Source organism: Clavibacter sp. MX14-G9D, from assembly GCF_032917815.1.
In the GTDB taxonomy this organism is placed as follows: domain Bacteria; phylum Actinomycetota; class Actinomycetes; order Actinomycetales; family Microbacteriaceae; genus Clavibacter; species Clavibacter michiganensis_K.
The window spans coordinates 1-21,351 of sequence record NZ_JAVCVL010000026.1 but is presented as its reverse complement, the minus strand read 5'-3'; the positions used below and the strand labels follow the sequence as shown (position 1 = coordinate 21,351).

Genomic DNA, 21,351 nt, shown 5'->3' with positions numbered 1-21,351 from the left:
TCCTCCTCGACCTGCACTCCCGGGCCGAGGTGCAGCGGTGGATCGGCTCGGGCCGCGTCGAGGCGGATCCGGCCCAGGCGGCCGCGCGCGCGGACCGCTACGCCGCGTTCGACCACCCCGTGCGCGGGATCTGGGCGATCGCCGGCCGCGCGGACGGCGCCCTCCTCGGGTCGCTGCTGCTGAAGGGGCTCCCCGCGTCGGCGGATCCCGTGACGGCGGACGATCCCGCCCCGCGCGACGCGCCCGCGGAGGGCGAGACGGAGATCGGCTGGCACCTGCACCCGGACGCCTGGGGTCGTGGCGTCGCGACGGAGGCGGCGCGCCGCGTCCTGGCGCACGCGGCCGCCGGCGGCCTGACGCGCGTCCTGGCCGTGACGAACCCGGCGAACGCGCCGTCGCAGGCCGTGTGCCGGCGCATCGGGATGCGCGCCCTCGGCCGCACCCGCGGCTACTACGACGCCGAGTGCGAGCTGTTCCGCGTCGACCTCGGCTGAGCGGGATCGGCATTCGCCCCGCGTCCCTTTTCCGGCATCTGAGGAATCCGCGACTAGCGTGGGACGCGATGCGAGGGGGCTCCGCGACGATGCGGCGCGTCCCGATCCGCATCGCGCACCAGGAGGATGATCGATGATGATCACGCAACCATCCGCACCAGGACGCGGGACGCCCGCGGACGGAGCACCCGAGCGACGCCCGAGGCGGAGGGGGATGCGCGCGGTCGCCATGACCGCCGGCCTCGCCACCGCCCTGTCCCTCGCCGGCCTGCCCGCGCACGCCGCGACGCCGTCCGGAGCGCACGCGCCGGCCGCCGCCGCCGCGCCCGCGGCCGTCGCCCCGTCGGCTCCCGCCGCCGTCGAGGACGCGACCTTCACCCCGGGCGAGGCCCGCCTCGACACCGAGGGGAACGTGATCCAGGCGCACGGCGGCCAGATCGTCCCCTCGGTCGACGAGACCGGCGCCACCATCTACTACTGGTACGGCGAGGACCGCTCCAACGGCTACGCGTCGAGTCCCGGCGTGCACGTGTACTCCTCCCGCGACCTGGAGGCGTGGACCGACGAGGGCCTCGCGCTCCGGGCGATGTCGTCGCCCGACCAGTTCGACGCCGACCCCTTCTTCGCCGGCCTCTACGGCGACCTCGACGCCGACGCGCGTGCCGCCGTCTACGAGGACCTCGGCACCACGCCCGCGCCCGGGTCCTCGCGCCCCGCCGCGATCCTGGAGCGCCCGAAGGTCATCCACAACGAGGCGACCGGCCAGTGGGTCATGTGGATCCACACCGACGGTCCCACCGCCACGAGCGACGCGCAGTACGCGAAGGCCACCGCGGGCGTCGCGGTGTCCGACTCGCCGACCGGCCCGTTCCGCTACCTGCAGGACCACCGGCTCCACGAGGCGCCTCCGGGCGAGCCCGACTACCAGCCGAGCAGCAAGGGCATGGCCCGGGACATGAACCTGTTCGTCGACGACGACGGGACGGCCTACATCATCTACTCGAGCGAGGAGAACTACTCGCTCTACATCTCGAAGCTCGACAGCGACTACACGGCGCTGGCGACCGGGCCCGCCGACGCGGTGAAGGGCGTCGACTTCACGCGCCCCTACATCGGCGCGCACCGCGAGGCGCCCGTGCTCTTCAAGTCGCACGGCACCTACTACCTCATCACCTCGGGCGCGACCGGCTGGAACCCCAACCCGGCCTCGTACGCGACGGCGACCGACATCCTCGGCACCTGGACGGACCGCGGCAACCCCGCGCAGGGTGACAGCGCCGCCACGACCTTCGGGTCGCAGAGCACCTCGGTGATCCCCATCGACCCGGAGGACGGCCGCTTCGTCTACATGGGCGACCGGTGGACGCCGGACGACCTGGCGAACGCGCCCTACATCTGGCTGCCCCTCTCCTTCGGCGAGGGCGGATCCATGACGCTCACCGACCCGGGCACGTGGAGCGTCCGCGACATCCCGGCCTACGCGCCCTGGGAGGTCACGACGGAGATCCCCGCCACCGTGCGCACCGACGACGCCTCGTCGCTGCCCGGCGAGGTCGAGGTGCGGAGCGACGGCACGACCACGACGACCGGCATCACCTGGGACGCCGCGGCGCTCGCCGGGGCCGGTCCCGTGCAGCTGCGCGGCACGCTCGACGACGGGCGCACGCTCGTCCGCCGCGTGGTCGTCGTCCCGCAGGACCTCGAGTACGCGGTCGACGCGGGCGGCTGGGCGACGGCCGACTGGAAGGCCGTCGTGCAGGCGGCCGCGGGCGACGCGCCGCTCCTCGGATCGGTGCCCGAGCAGCCGCTCGGCACGGATCCCGCCACCGGCACCACCTGGGGCTGGACCGGATCGAGCGACGTGAAGGGCGACGCCGGCGGCGACCTGTACTCGACGCTCCGCTGGGCGAAGTCGGGCGCGACGCTCACGTACTCCTTCGGCGGGCTGACGCCCGGCGAGCACCGCGTCGACCTCGGGTTCTCGGACCCGTGGACCACCGCGAGCCGCACCGCGCGCATCACGCTGAACGGGCAGGTCGTCGAGCGGGCGCGGCCCTTCGGCGCCGACTCCTCGAGCGCGTACACCGCGGTCGTCGGGGCGGACGGCGTGCTGGAGGTGGAGATCGCGAAGGCGGCGGGACCGGACGTCCAGGTCAGCTTCCTCCTGGTCTCCGGCGGCCCCTCGGCGCTCGCCGAGCAGAGCATCGCGTTCACCGCGCCCACCCGCGCGACCGCGGGCGGCGACCCCATCGCGGTGACGGCCACCGCGACCTCGGGCCTGCCCGTGTCGTTCGCGGCCTCCGGGGCGTGCGAGGTCGACGGCGCGCGGCTCACGCCCACGTCCGCGGGCGTCTGCACCATCACCGCGACGCAGGCGGGGGATGACGCGTTCGCGCCCGCCCAGGCCGTCACGCGCACCTTCCGGGTGCAGGCGGCGGTCCTCGACGACTTCGCCCGCCGCGGCTCCGCGGTCGGCGGATCGTGGACCGGGTCCACCGCCGCGACCGCCTACCGCCTCGCGGCCGGCACGCTCCGCCCGTACCAGGGCGGCGCGCTCCTCCACGGCGAGGCGCTCGGCGCCACGCAGGAGGCGGCGGTGCGCCTCACGAAGGTGTCCCGCACCGCGCAGTCGGTCGGCCTCGTGCTCAAGTCGCAGTCGGCCCGCACGGTCGACCGCGGCGCGATCACGGTGACCTACGACGCGCGCACGAAGGCGATCACCACCACGGCGATCGCGACCGACGGCACCCGCACGGCCTACCCGGCGATCCCGGTGAAGCTGCTCGCGGGCGACGTCCTCACGGCGCGCTACACGGCCGACGACACGGTGGAGGTCCTCCTCGACGACGACCTCGTCGCCACGACGGAGCTCTCCGCCGCGGACGCCGAGCGCTTCCACGACGCGACCGGCCGCGTCGGCCTCTGGACGCAGGGTGCCCTGCTGACGGTGCTCGACGACTTCCGCGGCGGCACGACGGTCGGCTGACCACCGGCCGGGAGCGGGGACGCGTCACGGCGCGTCCCCGCTCCCGGCGTCAGTCGCCGCTCTCGCGGGCCCTCCGGGTCTCCCGGTCGTTCGCCTTCCGGATCCCGTCCACCAGCTCGTCCTTCGTCATGCGGCTGCGGCCGCTCACGTCGAGGCGGCGCGCCAAGTCCATCAGGTGCGCCTTCGACGCGTTCGCGTCCACCCCGCCCTGCGTCCCCGCGCCGCGGCGCTCGGCCCCGTCGTCGGAGGGGCCCTTCTCGTCCTTCGGCTCCCAGTGGTCGCCGACCTTCTCGAAGCCGTGCTTCAGCGCGGCGTAGGCGGTGCGCTCCGCGCGCTCCCCAGATCCGTACTGCTCCTCCGCGGAGGCGTGCGCGGCCGACCAGGTCGCCTGGGCGTGCTCGGGGGAGCGCCGGATGGTGCTCGGCATGTCGTCGTCGTCGGGGGCCACGGGTCCTCCTCGTGCTCGGGTGCGGGCGCCGTGCGCGCCGCCGTCCCTCCACCCTGCCCCTCCGCGCCGGTCGAGGTCGATGCCTGGGGGAGGCCGTGACCGCCAGGGGACGCGCCTCCGGCCTCAGGCGCCGGTGACCCGGCCGGGGGATGATGGACCCATGGCGTCTCCGCTCCACCCCCGCACCCCGTCCCCCCTCCGACGCGCCGCGCTCGCCGCGGCCGCCGCCGCGCTCGTGCTGGGCGGTGCGATGATCCCCGCGGGTCTCGCCTCCGCGCACGACCGCCTCGTGGGATCCACTCCCGCGGCGGACGCCACCGTCACCGCCGAGCCCGGCACCATCGCCCTCGACTTCAGCGAGGACCTCCTCTCGCTCGACGCGCAGAACTCGGGCTTCGCCATCCAGGTCGTGAACGCCTCGGGTGGCACCTTCCACGAGGACGGCTGCGTCACGGTCGACGGCACCACGGCCACGAGCCGCATCGCGCTCGGCACGGCGGGCACGTACCAGGTCACGTGGCGCGCGGTCTCGAGCGACAGCCACCCCATCGACGGCACCTACTCCTTCACCTACGCACCCGAGGGCGACACCACGGGCACGCCCGCGGTCCTCGCCGCCCCGGCATGCGGCGACGCGTGGGCGGGCAGCGCGGCCACCGCGACGCCGGAGCCCGAGGGCACCATGACGACGCAGGGCACGCAGGGGTCCGCTCCCGCGCCCACCACGGACGCGGAGTCCGGCGAGTCCGTGCCGCTCGCCGACGCCGCGGAGACCACGCCCGTGTGGGTGTTCCTCCTCATCGGCCTGGTGATCCTCGCGGCCGCCGTGCTCGTCGTGCTCGGGGTGGTGCGGCGGTCGTCGCGCCGGTTCCCGGGCGAGGACGGGCGGAGCGTCGGCGGTCCGACCGACGGCGCCGACGACCGGCGCTAGGCCCGGTCGTCCCCGCCGAGGGCGCGGCGCAGGGCCTGGAGGTCGTCGCCGTCGAGCGTCCCCGCGAAGCGGAGCAGCGCGGCCTCGCGGTCCTTCGTGGCCGCGAGCGCGCCCGACATGAGCGACGCGGCGTGGTCCGTGCGCGATCGCGCGGGCGCGAACGTGAGGGCACGGGCCTCGTCCGAGCGGGTGACGAGGCCCTTCTGGCCGAGCCGGTCGAGGACCGTGAGCACGGTCGTGAGCGCGGGCCGCGGATCCGGGATGCGCGCGACGACGTCCTTGCCGGTGAGCGGCTCGTCCGCGTCCCACAGGGCGTCCATGATGGCGGCCTCGAGCTCTCCGCGGGGGCGCTGGCGTCCGATCGACACGGTCGGCTCCCCTCGGGTCGGGTGGCGGATGGAGGTCACGATCCTACGCCGACCCGCGGTGCCCGCTCCGCGCCCCGCGCCCTCGCGGTCAGCCGGCACCCCGCCGGATCGGGCACGATGGACGCATGACCGATTCACAGGACCGAGAGCCCACCCCCCTCGAGCAGGCCATCGCGCGCGGCCAGGCCGGCGAGTCCGACATGACCGCCGTCCTCACGGAGTTCATCAACACGACCGTGGTGGTACCCACCGCGACGCCCCTGACCCCGGAGACCGACCAGCTCCAGCCGGTCCTCTTCGACCGCGACGGCGTGCCCATGCTCGCCGCGTTCACGCACGAGGACCGCATCGACGAGAAGGTCACGAGCGTCGCCGACCACGTCGCCACCATCCCCGCCGCCGAGCTCGTCCAGGCGATCCCGGAGGGCACCGGCCTCGTCATCAACGTCGGCACCACCGACGGCTTCGAGATGATGCCCGAGGGCGTCGCGCAGCTCGCCGACGACGTGCGCCGCGTCATCGACCAGGACGAGGACGGCACGCAGCCGGGAGCTCCCACCCCGTCCGCGCCGTCGCCCGACGTCGTCTGACCCCGGCCCCGCCGACCACCCGGCGCCGTCGCACCCGAGGAGGGGGCGGCGGCGGCGTCGCGTCTGGGGCGTCGTCGCGTCTGGGGCGTCGTCGCGTCCGGGGCGTCCGCGACGTCCGGCGGACGCGACCCGGATCGTCACACGACGGAAACGTCCCGCTCGATATGCTGATCCCGTAGCACGGCCGCGCACGCATCGCGGGAGAGCTCCTCCGGGAGCACCGAAGGAGCAAGCCTCCCCGCCAATCTCTCAGGTCCCTGTACCGCGATGCACTGGCCACTCTGAAAAGCAGTCGTCCCGTACGGCTCGCCCACGGTGAAAGCACCGTCCTCGGACGGCGCGAAGCTCTCAGGCACATGACAGAGGGGGAGTCCCGCACCCGGCGCGCCCGCGCCGGAGGAACCCGGAGGACTCCATGCCCGACGCACCCGCCGACGCCCCGGCCGAGGCGCAGCCCCGCCGCTCCCCGCTGCACGCCGTGCACGAGGCGGCCGGCGCCTCCTTCACCGACTTCGCGGGCTGGCTCATGCCGGTCCGCTACACGAGCGACCTCGCCGAGCACCGCGCCGTGCGCGAGGCCGCTGGCATCTTCGACATCTCGCACATGGCCGAGATCTCCGTCGAGGGGGAGGGCGCCGCGGCGTTCCTCGACTCCGTCCTCGCCGGCCGGCTGTCCGCCATCGCCGAGTGGCAGGCGAAGTACACGCTGCTGCTGGACCCCTCGGGCGGCATCGTCGACGACCTCATCGTCTACCGCACCGGCGAGGAGTCCTTCCTCGTGGTCGCCAACGCCGGCAACCACGATCCCGTGCTCGCCGTCCTCGCCGACGCCGCCGCGGACCGCGACGACGTCGAGGTCGACGACGCGAGCGACGACGTCGCGCTCATCGCCGTCCAGGGCCCGGTGTCCCGCGCGATCCTCGAGGCCACCGAGGGCCTCGACACCGAGGCGCCGCTCGAGGCGCTCCGCTACTACCGCGCGACCCCGGCGCGCTTCGCCGGGCAGGACGTGCTCGTCGCGCGCACCGGCTACACGGGCGAGGACGGCTACGAGCTGTACGTCGCCACGGAGGACGCCGTCGCGCTGTGGGAGGCGCTCGTCGCCGCCGGCACCCCGCTCGGGCTCCTGCCCACGGGCCTCGCCTGCCGCGACACCCTGCGCCTCGAGGCGGGCATGCCCCTCTACGGCCACGAGCTCGGCCTCCACACGCTGCCCGTGCAGGCGGGCCTCGGCAAGGTGGTCGCGCTCGGCAAGGAGGGCGGCTTCCGCGGGCGCGCCGCCGTGGAGCGGGGCCCGGACCCCGTCGCGCGCGTGCTCGTCGGCCTCGTCACCGAGGGTCGCCGTGCACCGCGCGCCGACTACCCCGTCTACGCCGAGGAGGCCGTGGGCGACTCCGCCGCCGCCCTCGAGGCCGTGATGGACGCGACCGAGGGCGCCGTGCCGCCCGTCGGCATCGTCACCAGCGGCGCCCTGTCGCCCACGCTCGGCCACCCCGTGGCCATGGCGTACGTAGATCCCGCGCTCGCCGCCCCCGGCACGCGCCTCACCGTCGACGTCCGCGGCACGCGCGTGCCCGCCACCGTCGTGACCCTCCCGTTCTACTCGCGAAAGGCCCGCGCATGACCGATCAGACCAGCCTCCAGTACACCGCCGAGCACGAGTGGGTGCAGGTCGACGGCGACGTCGCGACCGTCGGCATCACCGCCTACGCCGCCGACAAGCTCGGCGACGTCGTCTTCGTCGAGCTGCCCGCCGTGGGCGACGAGCTCTCGGGCGGCGAGGTCGTCGGCGAGATCGAGTCGACCAAGTCGGTCGGCGAGCTCTTCGCGCCCATCGACGGCACGGTCACCGAGGTCAACGACGACGTCGTCGCCTCGCCCGACCTCGTGAACAGCGACCCGTTCGGGGCCGGCTGGCTGGTGAAGGTGCGCTTCGAGGCGCTCCCCGCGCTCCTCAGCCACGACGAGTACCGCGCGCTGGTGGGCGAGTGACCGCCGTCGACGCCGGCACGCGCCCGGCCGCGACCCCCGTCCCCTCCACCGTGCCGGATGCGGCGGAGGAGTCCTCCGCGTTCGCGCCCGGCGCGTTCGGCGCACGGCACATCGGCATCGACTCCGAGGCGCGCGCCACCATGCTGGGCGTCCTCGGCCAGGACTCGATCGCCTCGCTGCTCGCGAAGGCGGTGCCGGAGACCATCCAGGTCGGCCGGTTCCGCACCGAGGGCGACTCCGTGCTCCCCGAGGCCGCCACCGAGCGCGACGCGCTCGCGGAGCTCCGCCGCATCGCCGGCCGCAACCGCGTGCGCACCTCGATGATCGGCCTCGGGTACCACGACACGATCACGCCCGCCGTCATCACCCGGAACGTGCTCGAGAACCCGAGCTGGTACACGGCCTACACGCCGTACCAGCCGGAGATCTCCCAGGGACGCCTCGAGGCGCTCATCAACTTCCAGACGATGGTGGCCGAGCTGTCCGGGCTCGCGACCGCGAACGCGTCCATGCTCGACGAGTCGACCGCCGTCGTCGAGGGCATGCTCCTCGCGCGCCGGGCCTCGAAGGCGAAGACCCCCGTCTTCCTCATCGACGCCGACGCGCTGCCGCAGACGCGTGCGCTCCTCGACAGCCGCGCCGCGGCCCTCGGCATCGAGCTGGTCGCGCACGACCTCGCCACGGTGGATCCCGCGGAGCTGCCGGACGCGTTCGGCGCGTTCATCCAGTACCCCGGCGCCTCCGGCCGCATCTGGGACCCGAGCGCCGTCATCGCCCGGGTGCACGCGGCGGGCGGCCTCGCGGTCGTCGCGGCCGACCTGCTCGCCCTCACGGTCATCACGTCGCCCGGAGAGCTCGGCGCGGACATCGCGGTCGGCACCTCGCAGCGCTTCGGCGTGCCCATGGGCTTCGGCGGTCCGCACGCGGGGTACCTCGCCGTGCGCGCCGGCCTCGAGCGGCAGATGCCCGGACGCCTCGTCGGCGTCAGCCAGGACGCGGCCGGGCACCCCGCCTACCGGCTCTCGCTGCAGACGCGCGAGCAGCACATCCGCCGCGAGAAGGCCACGAGCAACATCTGCACGGCGCAGGTGCTCCTCGCGGTCATGGCGTCGATGTACGCCGTCTACCACGGGCCGAAGGGCCTCCGGGTGATCGCGCGCCAGGCGAACCGGGGCGCCCGCCGCCTCGTCCGCTCGCTCGCCGCGGTGGGCGTCGAGCCGCTGCACGCCGCGTTCTTCGACACCGTGCGGGTCTCCGTGCCCGGCCGCGCCGACGAGATCCTCGCCGCCGCCGCCCGGGGCGGGGTCAACCTGCTCCGCGTGGACGCCGACACCCTCGGCTTCAGCGTCGACGAGGCCACGCGCACCGAGGACCTCCGGGTCGTCGCCCGCGCATTCGGCGCGGAGCTCGCCGACGACGAGGGGGCGGCCGGCGACCTGTCGTCGATCCCCGAGGCGTCCGTGCGCACGAGCGAGTACCTGACGCACGCGGTCTTCTCCACGCACCGGTCCGAGACCGGCATGATGCGCTACCTCAAGCGCCTGTCCGACAAGGACTACGCGCTCGACCGCGGCATGATCCCGCTCGGCTCCTGCACCATGAAGCTCAACGCGGCCACCGAGATGGAGGCGGTGACCTGGCCCGAGTTCCAGGCCATCCACCCCTTCGCGCCCGTCGACGACGTGGAGGGCTACCTGGAGCTCGTGCTGCAGCTGGAGACCTGGCTCGCCGACGTCACGGGCTACGACACCGTGAGCCTGCAGCCGAACGCGGGCAGCCAGGGCGAGCTCGCGGGCCTCCTCGCGATCCGCGGCCACCACCTCGCGAACGGCGACGCCGGGCGCACCGTGTGCCTCATCCCGCAGAGCGCCCACGGCACGAACGCCGCGAGCGCCGTGCTCGCGGGCATGCGCGTCGTGGTCGTCGCATGCGACGAGCTCGGCAACGTCGACCTCGACGACCTCCGCGCGAAGATCGCCGAGAACCGCGACACGCTCGCGGGCCTCATGATCACCTACCCCTCCACCCACGGCGTCTACGAGCACGAGGTCGGCGCGATCTGCGATGCCGTCCACGAGGCCGGCGGCCAGGTGTACGTCGACGGCGCGAACCTCAACGCGCTCCTCGGCTTCGCCAGGTTCGGCGACTTCGGCGGCGACGTCTCGCACCTCAACCTGCACAAGACGTTCTGCATCCCGCACGGCGGCGGCGGGCCCGGCGTCGGCCCGGTGGCGGCGAAGGCGCACCTCGCGCCCTTCCTGCCCGGCCACCCGCAGGCGCAGCGCAACGTGCACGCGCTCGTGCAGGGCGGGGTCGTCTCGACCATCGAGCACGGCGGCGCCCCGGTGTCGGCGGCCCCCTACGGGTCCCCGAGCATCCTCCCCATCAGCTGGGCCTACGTCCGGATGATGGGCGCGGAGGGCCTCATGCAGGCGACCGGCGCCGCGGTGCTCTCGGCGAACTACATCGCCGCGCGCCTGCGCGACCACTACCCGGTCCTCTACGCCGGCGAGGACGGCCTCGTCGCGCACGAGTGCATCCTTGACCTCCGCCCGCTCACCGCCGCCACCGGCGTGACCGTGGACGACGTGGCCAAGCGCCTCGTCGACTACGGATTCCACGCGCCCACGATGAGCTTCCCGGTGCCGGGGACGCTCATGGTCGAGCCGACCGAGAGCGAGGACCTCGCCGAGGTCGAGCGCTTCGTCGCCGCCATGATCGGCATCAAGCAGGAGGCCGACTCGGTCGCCGCGGGCGAGTGGCCGGCCGACGACAACCCGCTCCGGAACGCGCCGCACACCGCCGAGTCCGTCATCGCGGGGGAGTGGACGCACGCGTACACGCGCGAGCGCGCCGTCTACCCCGTGTCGACCCTGGTGCGCGACAAGTACTGGCCGCCCGTGCGCCGCATCGACCAGGCGTACGGCGACCGCAACCTGTTCTGCGCGTGCCCGCCGCCGGAGGCGTTCGCCTGATCCGGGGCTGACGCACGACGGACGACGCGAGCACGACGAGGGCGGCGGGACCACCCGGTCCCGCCGCCCTCGTCGCACGTCCGGCCGCCGTCGGCCTAGTGCTCCGTCGCCTTCTCGGCGCCGTGCCCGGTGAGCGACCGCACGTCCATCTCGGCCGCGACGAGCGCGTCCTCCTTGCGCGTCGACGTGACCGTCCCGATCCAGCCGAGCAGGAACCCGACGGGGATCGACACGATGCCGGGGTTGCTCAGCGGGAACCACGAGAAGTCGGCTCCCGGGATCATCGACGTCTCGGCGCCCGACACCACGGGCGAGAACGCGATCAGCACGAGCGCCGTCCCGAGGCCGCCGTACATGCTGAGCACCGCGCCCCGCGTGGAGAACCGCCGCCAGTAGAGGGAGTACAGGATCGTCGGCAGGTTAGCGCTCGCGGCGACCGCGAACGCGAGGGCGACGAGGAACGCGACGTTCTGCCCGTTCGCGCCGATGCCCGCGAGGATCGACACGATCCCGATCACGACGACCGTGATCCGCGCGACCCGCACCTCGCCGTTGGCCGAGACCTGGCCCTTCTTGATGACGCTGCCGTACACGTCGTGCGCGAAGGACGCCGCCGCCGTGATGGTCAGCCCGGCGACCACCGCCAGGATGGTGGCGAAGGCCACCGCGGCGATGATCCCGAGGAGGATCGGCCCGCCGAGCTCGAGCGCGAGGAGCGGCGCGGCGGAGTTCACGCCGCCGGGGGCCGCGAGGATCCGCTCGCTGCCGAGCAGCGCGCCCGCGCCGTAGCCGAGCACCAGGGTGAAGAGGTAGAAGACGCCGATGAGCCAGATCGCCCAGACGACGCTCCGGCGGGCCTCCTTCGCGGTCGGCACCGTGTAGAAGCGCATGAGCACGTGGGGGAGGCCCGCCGTGCCGAGCACCAGCGCGAGCGCGAGCGACAGGAAGTCGAGCTTCGTGATGCCCGTGGCCCCGTACTGGTTGCCGGGCTCGAGCACGGGCTTGTCGGCCGCGGCCGCCGCGGCGCCCAGGAGCTCCGAGACATTGAACCCGTGGATCGCGAGCACCCACACGGTCATCACGGCGGCGCCCGCGATGAGCAGGCACGCCTTGATGATCTGCACCCAGGTGGTGCCCTTCATCCCGCCGACGAGCACGTAGACGATCATGAGCGCCCCGACGACCGCGATCACGAGCGACTGCCCGAGCCGGTCGTCGATGCCGAGCAGCAGCGAGACGAGCCCTCCGGCGCCCGCCATCTGGGCGAGCAGGTAGAAGAAGCAGACCGCGAGCGTCGTCGTGGCCGCGGCCAGCCGCACCGGACGCTGCTTGAGTCGGAAGCTCAGCACGTCGGCCATCGTGAACTTGCCGGTGTTGCGCATGAGCTCGGCGACCAGCAGCAGGGCCACGAGCCACGCCACCAGGAACCCGATGGAGTAGAGGAACCCGTCGTACCCGTTGATGGCGATGGCGCCGACGATGCCGAGGAACGACGCCGCCGAGAGGTAGTCGCCCGCGATCGCGGTGCCGTTCTGCGGCCCGGTGAAGGAGCGGCCGGCCGCGTAGTAGTCCGCGGCCGTGGAGTTGTTCCGGCTCGCGCGGAAGACGATCACCAGGGTGATGACCACGAACGCCCCGAAGATCGAGATGTTGAGGACCGGATCGCCCGTGTCGGTCGTCGGCGTGGTGGCCATGGCCGAGACGCCCGGCGCGCTCACCGTCGGCCGCCCTTCCGGCGCTTCGGCGGGGTGGATCCGCGGGGTCCCGCCGCAGCGACGCGCTCGCGCTCCTCCAGGTCGGCGCGGATCTCCGCGGCGATCGGGTCGAAGCGCGCGTTCGCCCGGCTCACGTACCAGGTGGTGATGGCGAACGTGGTGACGAACTGCCCGAGCCCCAGCAGGATCCCGAGGTTCACGTTCCCGATCACGGGCGTGGACATGAACTCGTGCGCGTAGTCCGACAGCAGGACGAACGCGAAGTACCAGACGAGGAACGCGACGGCCAGCGGGAAGACGAAGCCGCGGTGCGCGCGCTTCAGCTCCCGGAACCGGGCCGAGTCCTCGACCTCCCGGTAGTCGACGGCCGGCCGGGGGTCCCCGACCGGATGAGCGGCGTCGCCCATGTGATCTCCTCGAGATGAGGCCGCACCTCGTCGTGCGGCACTCCCAGGTTAGGCACAGGCGAGGCGTGTTGACCAGGGCCCCGCCCCCGGACCTCGCGACGGATCCGGCTCAGGAGAACAGGCCGGGCAGCAGCTGCAGCGCCACCGGGTACCCCACGAAGCTCACGACGTCGAGGATCAGGTGGGCCACCACGAGGGGCGCCGTCCGGCCGAACCGCACGTAGCACCAGCCGAACACGACCCCCATCGCCACGTTGCCGACGAAGGGCCCGTAGCCCTGGTACAGGTGGTAGCTGCCCCGCAGCACCGCCGCGGCGAGGATCACGGTCCACGTCCCGAGCCGCCCGTTCCCCCAGCCGAGCTCGCGGAGCCGCGTGAAGAGGTAGCCGACGACGATCACCTCCTCCTGCAGGGCCGCGCGGAGCGCGACCAGCACGAGCACCGGCACGGTCCACCAGTAGGAGTCGAGGGCGGTGGGGACCACATCCACGGTGATCCCGAGGGCCCGGCCCGCGAAGTACAGACCGAGCCCGGGCACGCCGATGAGCGCGGCGAGCCCGAACCCGGCGGCGACGTCGCGTCCGGGCCGGGTGAGGTCGAGGCCGATGCGGCGGAACGCGCTCCGGCCGGGCTTCCACAGGAGGTAGAGCACCAGGGCCACCGGCACGAGCGCGGTGGCGACGTCGAGCAGCTGGTAGAGGAGGTCGAAGACCTGCCGGTCGTTCAGGCTCCGGTTGATGGTCGCGCTCTGCGAGCCGAGCGACTCCGCGCGGGTCGACAGGTCGACGATGCGGAGGACCGAGTACACCGCGCTCGCCCCGAGCGACAGCCCGAGCACGATCGCGATCTCCCACCGGAGCCTGGTCCGCGTCGCGGGCTCCGGGAGCGGACGGGGGGCGCGGGGGCGGTCGGGGGCGTCGGGCACGGGCCGATCCTAGGCGCGCGCATCTGCCCGACCGCCGGGCGGCCGTGCGTGGCCGGTGAGGCCCCTGACGACGCGATCCGTCGCCGGAGGCGGTGGGAACACGCGATCCCGACGGTCGAGACGCACGGATCCGGACCCCGACGCGCGGATCCGCGCGTCCGAGTTACCGGTATGTAACGTTTGCGTCCAGTTTTTGCAAAGACTCCCAGCCGTACCTAGGGTCGTTCTTATCTGCGCGGTCGACCGCACGCACGGTGGGTCCGCGCCATTCCCATGCACAGGAGGAACATTGAAAATCAGACGCCTTGTGGTGGCTGGTGCTGCAATTGTCTCCGGTGCCCTCGTCCTCAGCGGCTGCTCTGCGCCTGCTCAGGAGTCCGAGGTCATCGACGGCTCTTCGATCACCGTGGCCTGGAACGACCCGTTCCTCGAGTACAACAACCTGTCGGCGACCGGCAACGCGACCGCCAACACGAACATCGTCTACCTGACGAACCGCTCGTTCAACTACTACGACGACGGCCCGACCCTGGTGAAGGACGAGGACTTCGGCACCTACGAGAAGGTCTCCGACGACCCGCTCGTGGTGAAGTTCACCATCGCGGACGGCGTCAAGTGGAGCGACGGCACGCCCGTCGACGCCGCGGACATGCTGCTCAACTGGGCGGCGAACACCACGAACGTCAACACGGTCGGCGGCGACGACGTCCAGACCGACGAGGAGACCGGCGCGGTCACCACCGGCGACGACCAGGTCTTCTTCAACTCCGGCGCCGTGGCGGACACCCGCCTCGGCCTCGTCACGCAGACCCCCGAGATCGGCGACGACGGCCGCAGCCTCACCTACACGTACGACAAGCCGTACGTCGACTGGGAGGTCGCGACCGGCAACGGCGTCGGCGTCTCCGCCCACGGCACGACCCAGCTCGCCTTCCCGGACGACGACCTGTCGGCCGAGGACGCCAAGGAGAAGCTGATCACGGCCATCCAGGACAAGGACGCCAGCGTCCTCGCCCCGGTCTCCAAGATCTGGAACGACGGCTACCGCTACTCGGACATGCCCGCCGAGGCGCAGAAGACGCTGGCCACCGGCCAGTACGTCATCTCGGACCTCAAGGCCGACCAGTACGTGACGCTCACCGCGAACCCCGAGTACACCGGCAGCAAGAAGCCGAAGTACCAGGAGATCACGGTCCGCTTCATCGCGGACCCGCAGGCGCAGATCCAGGCCCTCGAGAACGGCGAGGTCTCGATCGCGTCCGGCCAGCCCACGGCTGACCTCCTCAAGCAGGTCCAGGGCCTCAGCGGCGTCGAGTACAAGGGCCAGGCCGAGGGCACGTACGAGCACGTCGACCTCCAGACCACCAACGGCGGCGCGTTCGACGCGTCGAAGTTCGGCGGCGACGAGGAGAAGGCGAAGCTCGTCCGCCAGGCGTTCTTCAAGACCCTGCCGCGCGAGGAGATCCTCGAGAAGCTCATCAAGCCCCTCCAGGAGGACGCGGAGCTCCGCAACTCGAACGTCTTCGTGCCCGGCACGGAGAACTACGAGGCCTCCGTGAAGGAGAACGGCTACGCCGACCAGACGGTCGACATCGAGGGCGCCAAGGCGCTCCTCGCCGAGGCCGGCGTCACGGGCACGATCGACGCCCGCGTCCTCTACGGCCAGGGCAACACGCGTCGCCAGCAGGAGTTCGAGCTCATGCGCCAGTCGGCCAGCCAGGCCGGCTTCAACCTCATCGACGTGAACAGCGCGACGTGGGGCGCCGACCTCTCCAGCAAGCCCGACTCGTACGACATCGCCCTCTTCGGATGGCAGTCCACGAGCCTGGCGGTCGGCGAGTCCGGCCCGAACTACCAGACCGGCGGCATCAACAACTACTACGGCTGGTCCAACCCGGAGATCGACGACCTGTTCACGCAGCTCGACACCGAGACCGACCCGGACAAGCAGCGCGAGATCCTGATCCAGGCGGAGACGCTCATCCAGGAGCAGAGCTGGACGACGCCGATCTTCCAGTTCCCGGGCCTGACGGCCTGGAGCGACACGGTGACGGGCGTCAAGCCGGCCTTCCTCTCCCCGACGTTCTTCTGGAACTTCGACGAGTGGGCACCGGCGAACACCTCCGCCGAGTAGCACGGCAGCAGTGAACGCGCACCCCCGAACGGGGTGAGCGTGAGGGTGCCGAGGCCACCTGGCCTCGGCACCCTCTCCATGTCCGTTGCCGATTCGTGATCCGCGGATCCGGCCGCGTATGCTCTCGTCGGGTCGGGTCACGAGCCCTGGCCGAACACAGAAAGGGACGTCGTCGCCCTGTGCTTACCTTCGTCTTGAGACGCCTCGTCGCGTCGTTCTTCGTCCTCCTGGGCGCCAGCTTCATCATCTACAACCTGGCCGCCAACTCGGGTGATCCGCTCGCCGACCTGCGCGAGTCGCCCTCGCCCAACCGCGACGCGCTCATCGCGGCCCGCACGGAGGCGCTGAACCTCGACGTGCCGCCGCCGCTGCGCTACTTCACCTGGCTCGCGGGCGTGTTCAAGGTGTTCATCGGCCAGATCGACCTGGGGCGCGCCATCGACGGCCGCGAGGTCAACGGCATGATCGCCACGGCGGCCGGCCAGACCATCCAGCTGGTGACCATCGCCACCATCATCGCCGTCATCATCGGCGTCGCCATCGGCATGACGACGGCCCTCCGCCAGTACAGCGGCTACGACTACACGGTCACGTTCTCGTCGTTCCTCTTCTTCTCCCTCCCCGTCTTCTTCGTGGCCGTGCTGCTGAAGCAGTACGTCGCCATCGGCTTCAACGACTTCCTGACGGACCCCTCGATACCGCCGCTGGTCATCGTGGTGCTGTCCCTCCTCTCCGGCTTCGTCTGGATGAGCATCATCGGCGGCGACCCGAAGCCCCGCCTCGTCGTGTTCGGCTCCGCCACCGTCATCACCGCGATCGTGCTCACGTACCTCACGATCACCGAGTGGTTCGCGCGCCCGGGGCTCGGCATCCTCCTCATCGCCGCGCTCGGCGCGCTCATCGCGGTGCTCATCACGTCGCTCTCCACGGGCCTGCGCAACCGGCGCGCGTTCTACTCCGCGCTCGGCATGGCCGCCCTCGGCGCCGCGCTCTGGTTCCCGCTCCAGTACGTGCTCACGGTCTCCGCCCCCTGGTGGATCACGCTCGTCCTCATCGCGGCCTTCGCCGTGGTCGGCATCGTCGTCGGCTACGTGGTGGGCCAGAACGACAAGCCGATCGTGGCGCGCGGCGCCGCCATCACCGGCGGGCTCGTAGCGCTGCTGATCATCGTCGACCGCGTCATGCAGGTGTGGCCGGACTACGTGCAGAACACGCGCGGGCGCCCCATCGCCACCGTCGGCGCCGTCACCCCGGGCCTCAACGGCTCGGTCTGGCAGGGCATGCTCGACAGCTACACGCACCTCCTCCTGCCCACCATCGCGCTGCTGCTCATCTCGGTGGCCAGCTACTCGCGCTACTCGCGGGCGAGCCTGCTCGAGGTCATGAACCAGGACTACGTGCGCACCGCACGGGCGAAGGGCCTCACCGAGCGCACCGTCATCATGCGGCACGCGTTCCGCAACGCGATGATCCCCGTCGCCACCGTCATCGCCTTCGACGTCGGCGCGCTCATCGGCGGCGCGGTCATCACGGAGACGATCTTCGCGTGGAAGGGCATGGGGTCGATCTTCCAGGAGGCCCTGACGCGCACCGACCTCAATCCGTTGATGGGATTCATCCTGATCACCAGCATCCTGACCGTGATCTTCAACATGCTGGCCGACATCCTGTACTCGGTCCTCGATCCTCGAATCCGGGTGAGCTGACACATGACGAACGCACTGATGGGGAACCCCAACGACCCCCACAACGACCCGAACCTGCCCGAGGGCGGGGCCAACTCCGAGCTGACCATCGAGCAGCGCGAGATCGAGGGCCTCAGCCAGGGCACCGTCGTCCGCCGCCGGTTCCTGCGTCACAAGGGCGCCATGACGGCACTCGTGGTGCTCGTGCTGATGGCGATCCTCGTGTACTCCTCCGTCGGCATCCAGTTCTTCGGGCTGCGCATCCCGGGGTGGTGGATGTGGGGCTACGAGGACGCGTCGCCCATCGTCAACGGCGGCGATCCGACCTGGGTCCTCCCCTTCCAGTTCGGTGTGCACCCATTCGGCCAGGACGAGATCGGCCGCGACATCTTCGCCCGCGTCATGCGCGGGACGCAGCAGTCGATCGTCGTGATGGTGCTGTACGGGATCATCGCGGCCTTCCTCGGGATCGTCATCGGAGCTCTCGCGGGCTTCTTCCGCGGTCGCATCGACTCGCTCCTCATGCGCTTCACCGACCTGATCATCGTCATCCCCGTGATCGTCATCGCCGCTGTCCTCGGCCGCACCTTCGGAGGCCTGGGCGCTGCCGTACTCGGCATCGTCCTCGGCCTCATCGGCTGGCCGAGCCTCGCGCGCCTCGTGCGCGGCGAGTTCCTCAGCCTGCGCGAGCGCGAGTTCGTCGATGCCGCGCGGGTCGCCGGTGCATCGAACAGCCGCATCGTGTTCCGGCACATCCTCCCGAACGCCATCGGCGTCGTCATCGTGTCGACCACGCTGCTCATGAGCGCGGCGATCCTGCTGGAGGCGGCCCTGTCCTTCCTCGGGTTCGGCATCGTGAAGCCCGACGTCTCGCTCGGCCAGATCATCAACGAGTACCAGGGAGCATTCGCCACCCGGCCGTGGCTGTTCTGGTTCCCGGGCCTGTTCATCATCATCATCGCGCTGTCGATCAACTTCATCGGCGACGGCCTGCGCGACGCGTTCGACCCGCGCCAGCGGCGCATGCCGGGCGGACAGGGCCCCTACCGCCAGATGTTCGCCATGCTCACGGGCCGCGGCGGACGCGACAGCGGCCCGAAGGCAGGCTCGGGCGCCGAGGGCGTCCGCGTCCCGCCGCCCGTCGGGTCCGCGCGACCGGACTCGCAGGCCGACGGCCCGGCGTCCGACCGCACGGACGGCCGATGACGGTCACGGCGACGCGCCGGCCCGTCGGCCCCGCCCGCGGCTCCGGTCCGGTCTCAGACCAGGCTGCTCGCCACGGTCGCGACGACCAGCACCGCCAGCACGGCGATCTCGACCCAGTGCGTACGGACGCGGCGGGCCTCCTCCTCGACCGGGCCGCCCAGGTGGCCCGCCTCGGCGAGGTCGGCCAGGCGCAGCCGGATCACCGTGGCCGCGTCGCCCGAGTCGGTGCGCGGCAGGTCCCCGCGACGGGCGTCCTGCATCATGGCGCTGAGGTACGGCTGGTTCCGCTCCTCCTTCGTCGTGATGTAGGCGTTCGAGTGCCGGCCGGGCGCCGGAGCGGCCCAGGCCGTGACGCGCTCGTGCGCGGTCGTGATGTTCAGGGCCCACTTCGTGTCCACCAGGCGGATCGCCGGCCACGAGATGTCGTGCGTGCGGAAGACGTTGCGGATCTCGACGCCCTCGGTGGCGATGCGCACCCGAGGAGCCCAGAAGACGAGCCACGCGGCGTAGGCCAGCAGGAGCGGTCCCCACGCCTGCGTCGGCAGGAGGTCGGCACGACCACCGACCACGGTGCTCACGAGCACCAGGACCGCGATCGCCGAGACGATCACGGTCAGCAGGCGTCCGAACGACGGGCGGATGACGACGGGCTGGTCCATGGCCTCATCGTCCCACGGCCCGCATCGACGCCCCTCGACACCCCCAGTTCCACCAGCCAGGAGGCCGCAGCATGAGCGCTCACGCGAACGGGGCGGATCCCGCCGCCCCCATCCTCGAGGTCTCCGGCCTCGGAGTCGACTTCTGGGTCGGCGACGAGTGGATCCCCGCGGCCATCGACCTCGACTACACGGTCAACCCGGGCGAGGTGCTCGCGATCGTCGGCGAGTCCGGCTCGGGCAAGAGCGTCAGCTCCATGTCGCTGCTGGGCCTCCTGCCGAAGAACGGCCGGGTCCGGGGGAGCGCGAGGCTCAAGGGCGTCGAGATGGTCGGCGCCGACCAGGCGACCCTGCGGAAGGCACGCGGCAACGACATCGCCGTCATCTTCCAGGAGCCGATGACCGCGCTGAACCCCGTCTACACGGTGGGCTTCCAGATCGTGGAGGCGCTGCGCGTCCACCAGTCGATCATCCCGTCGGCTGCGAAGGTGCGCGCGCTCGAGCTGCTGAAGCTCGTGGAGATGCCCGACCCGGAGAAGGCGTTCGACTCCTACCCGCACCAGCTGTCCGGCGGCCAGCGTCAGCGCGCGATGATCGCCCAGTCGCTGTCGTGCGACCCCGACATGCTCATCGCCGACGAGCCGACCACGGCGCTCGACGTGACGATCCAGGCCGAGATCCTCGACCTGCTGCGGAAGCTGCACCAGCGCCTCAACAGCGCGATCGTCATCATCACGCACGACATGGGCGTGGTCGCCGACCTCGCGACCAACGTCATCGTGATGAAGAGCGGCCGCATCGTCGAGCGCGGCTCGGTCCGCGAGATCTTCCAGGCGCCGAAGGACCCGTACACGAAGCAGCTGCTCGCGTCGGTGCCGCACCTCGGCACCGGCGAGGCCGCGCAGGTCGAGGTCGCCGCACGCACCACCGAGCCCGCCATCTCGCTCAAGGACGTCGACATCGACTACCCGAAGCTCGGCCGCGTGCCGGCGTTCCGGGCCGTGTACGGCGCCTCCTTCGACATCCACCCCGGTGAGGTCGTGGGCGTCGTCGGCGAGTCGGGATCCGGCAAGACGACCATCGCCCGCGCCGCGGTCGGGCTCCTGCCCGTCGCCGGCGGGGAGATGACGGTCGCGGGGCGCCGCATGACCGGCATCTCGCAGAAGGACCTCCGGGCGGTTCGCCGCGAGATCGGCATCGTGTTCCAGGACCCGGGCTCCTCGCTGAACCCCCGCTGGCCCATCGGCCAGAGCATCGGCGAGCCGCTCGAGCTCTCGGGCCAGTTCTCGAAGAAGCAGCAGAGCGATCGCGTCGAGGAGCTCCTCGACCAGGTCGAGCTGCCGCGCAGCTTCCGCAACCGCTACCCGAACGAGCTCTCGGGCGGCCAGCGCCAGCGCGTCGGCATCGCCCGGGCGCTCGCGCTCCGGCCCAAGGTGCTCGTGGCCGACGAGCCCACCTCGGCGCTCGACGTGTCGGTGCAGGCGCGTGTGCTGGCGCTGCTGCAGGAGATCCAGAAGGAGCTCCAGTTCGCGTGCCTGTTCGTCAGCCACGACCTCGCGGTGGTCGACCTCCTCGCCGACCGCATCGTGGTGATGAACCACGGCAAGATCGTGGAGCAGGGGCCGACTGAGTCGATCCTGCGGAACCCGCAGCACCCGTACACGCAGAAGCTCATCGCCGCCGTGCCGCTGCCGGATCCCGACCAGCAGCAGGAGCGCCGCCAGCTCCGCGAGGCGCTGCGCGACCAGCAGCCGCCCGCGGCCTGATCCGCCGCCCGCTCTCCGCACGCCCCGGCCCGCCGCCCGCCGCACCCCCTTGCGGGGGCGCGCGGGCGGCGGG

At 72.1% G+C, this 21,351-nt stretch carries 17 protein-coding genes and 1 riboswitch; of the genes, 11 read left to right on the top strand and 6 right to left on the bottom strand.

All coding sequences use genetic code 11. The features are described 5' to 3' along the window. Together Q6969_RS04410 and Q6969_RS04405 are read left to right on the top strand one after the other, a co-directional pair. On the top strand, positions 1-494 hold a 494-nt coding region (locus Q6969_RS04410), incomplete at its 5' end, for a GNAT family N-acetyltransferase (protein ID WP_317229367.1). Between the two features lie 214 nt (positions 495-708). Beyond that, positions 709-3,480: a glycoside hydrolase family 43 protein gene (locus Q6969_RS04405; protein ID WP_317229366.1), complete on the top strand. Its 2,772-nt coding sequence runs from the start codon at positions 709-711 to the stop codon at positions 3,478-3,480. Positions 3,481-3,529: 49 nt separating this feature from the next. Here Q6969_RS04405 and Q6969_RS04400 read toward each other — a convergent pair whose 3' ends face one another. After that, positions 3,530-3,928 carry a ChaB family protein gene (locus Q6969_RS04400; protein ID WP_317229365.1) on the bottom strand — a complete coding sequence of 133 codons (399 nt, stop codon included), beginning with the start codon at positions 3,926-3,928 and terminating at the stop codon, positions 3,530-3,532. A gap of 160 nt (positions 3,929-4,088) precedes the next feature. On the opposite strand from Q6969_RS04400, the gene Q6969_RS04395 reads away from it, so the two are divergent. Next, complete coding sequence (locus Q6969_RS04395; RefSeq protein ID WP_317229364.1) at positions 4,089-4,859, top strand: copper resistance protein CopC; 771 nt, start codon at positions 4,089-4,091, stop codon at positions 4,857-4,859. Here the strand turns inward: Q6969_RS04395 and Q6969_RS04390 are convergent. Then, complete coding sequence (locus Q6969_RS04390) at positions 4,856-5,266, bottom strand: BlaI/MecI/CopY family transcriptional regulator (protein WP_317229363.1); 411 nt, start codon at positions 5,264-5,266, stop codon at positions 4,856-4,858. The two genes, Q6969_RS04395 and Q6969_RS04390, sit on opposite strands and share 4 nt — an antisense overlap. Positions 5,267-5,352: 86 nt before the next feature. Here Q6969_RS04390 and Q6969_RS04385 point away from each other — a divergent pair, with 86 nt between their 5' ends. From Q6969_RS04385 to gcvP, 4 genes are all read left to right on the top strand, one after another. Further along, complete coding sequence (locus Q6969_RS04385) at positions 5,353-5,817, top strand: SseB family protein (RefSeq protein ID WP_317229362.1); 465 nt, start codon at positions 5,353-5,355, stop codon at positions 5,815-5,817. Positions 5,818-6,005: 188 nt separating this feature from the next. Then, positions 6,006-6,092, top strand: a riboswitch (glycine riboswitch). 140 nt (positions 6,093-6,232) lie between these two features. After that, positions 6,233-7,441 (top strand): glycine cleavage system aminomethyltransferase GcvT, encoded by a 1,209-nt coding sequence (gene gcvT / locus Q6969_RS04380; protein WP_317229361.1) that lies wholly within the window; start codon positions 6,233-6,235, stop codon positions 7,439-7,441. Next, on the top strand, positions 7,438-7,809 hold the full coding sequence (gene gcvH, locus Q6969_RS04375; RefSeq protein ID WP_317229360.1) for a glycine cleavage system protein GcvH: 372 nt from the start codon (positions 7,438-7,440) through the stop codon (positions 7,807-7,809). Before gcvT ends, gcvH begins: the two co-directional genes overlap by 4 nt. After that, the gene (gcvP, locus tag Q6969_RS04370) at positions 7,806-10,784 is read left to right on the top strand and encodes an aminomethyl-transferring glycine dehydrogenase (protein WP_317229359.1); all 2,979 of its coding nucleotides are present in this window, start codon (positions 7,806-7,808) and stop codon (positions 10,782-10,784) included. Before gcvH ends, gcvP begins: the two co-directional genes overlap by 4 nt. A 95-nt stretch (positions 10,785-10,879) precedes the next feature. Here gcvP and Q6969_RS04365 read toward each other — a convergent pair whose 3' ends face one another. The 3 genes from Q6969_RS04365 to Q6969_RS04355 form a co-directional block, all read right to left on the bottom strand. Further along, entirely contained in the window at positions 10,880-12,478 is a 1,599-nt protein-coding gene (locus Q6969_RS04365; protein WP_317229358.1) for a cation acetate symporter, read from the bottom strand. Between the two features lie 20 nt (positions 12,479-12,498). Continuing rightward, on the bottom strand, positions 12,499-12,906 hold the full coding sequence (locus Q6969_RS04360) for a DUF485 domain-containing protein (RefSeq protein WP_317229357.1): 408 nt from the start codon (positions 12,904-12,906) through the stop codon (positions 12,499-12,501). Between the two features lie 109 nt (positions 12,907-13,015). Beyond that, entirely contained in the window at positions 13,016-13,831 is an 816-nt protein-coding gene (locus Q6969_RS04355; RefSeq protein ID WP_317229356.1) for a CPBP family intramembrane glutamic endopeptidase, read from the bottom strand. 289 nt (positions 13,832-14,120) lie between these two features. Between Q6969_RS04355 and Q6969_RS04350 the strand changes: the two genes are divergently transcribed. The 3 genes from Q6969_RS04350 (at position 14,121) to Q6969_RS04340 (ending at position 18,856) form a co-directional block, all read left to right on the top strand. After that, positions 14,121-15,965 (top strand): ABC transporter family substrate-binding protein, encoded by a 1,845-nt coding sequence (locus Q6969_RS04350; RefSeq protein WP_317229355.1) that lies wholly within the window; start codon positions 14,121-14,123, stop codon positions 15,963-15,965. Positions 15,966-16,144: 179 nt separating this feature from the next. Continuing rightward, positions 16,145-17,671 (top strand): ABC transporter permease subunit, encoded by a 1,527-nt coding sequence (locus Q6969_RS04345; RefSeq protein ID WP_317229354.1) that lies wholly within the window; start codon positions 16,145-16,147, stop codon positions 17,669-17,671. A gap of 3 nt (positions 17,672-17,674) precedes the next feature. Continuing rightward, the gene (locus tag Q6969_RS04340; protein WP_317229353.1) at positions 17,675-18,856 is read left to right on the top strand and encodes an ABC transporter permease; all 1,182 of its coding nucleotides are present in this window, start codon (positions 17,675-17,677) and stop codon (positions 18,854-18,856) included. A gap of 53 nt (positions 18,857-18,909) precedes the next feature. On the opposite strand, the gene Q6969_RS04335 is transcribed toward Q6969_RS04340, so the two are convergent. Then, positions 18,910-19,515 carry a PH domain-containing protein gene (locus Q6969_RS04335; RefSeq protein ID WP_317229352.1) on the bottom strand — a complete coding sequence of 202 codons (606 nt, stop codon included), beginning with the start codon at positions 19,513-19,515 and terminating at the stop codon, positions 18,910-18,912. 71 nt (positions 19,516-19,586) lie between these two features. Between Q6969_RS04335 and Q6969_RS04330 the strand changes: the two genes are divergently transcribed. Continuing rightward, positions 19,587-21,278: an ABC transporter ATP-binding protein gene (locus Q6969_RS04330; protein WP_317229351.1), complete on the top strand. Its 1,692-nt coding sequence runs from the start codon at positions 19,587-19,589 to the stop codon at positions 21,276-21,278. The last annotated feature ends 73 nt before the right edge of the window (positions 21,279-21,351 follow it).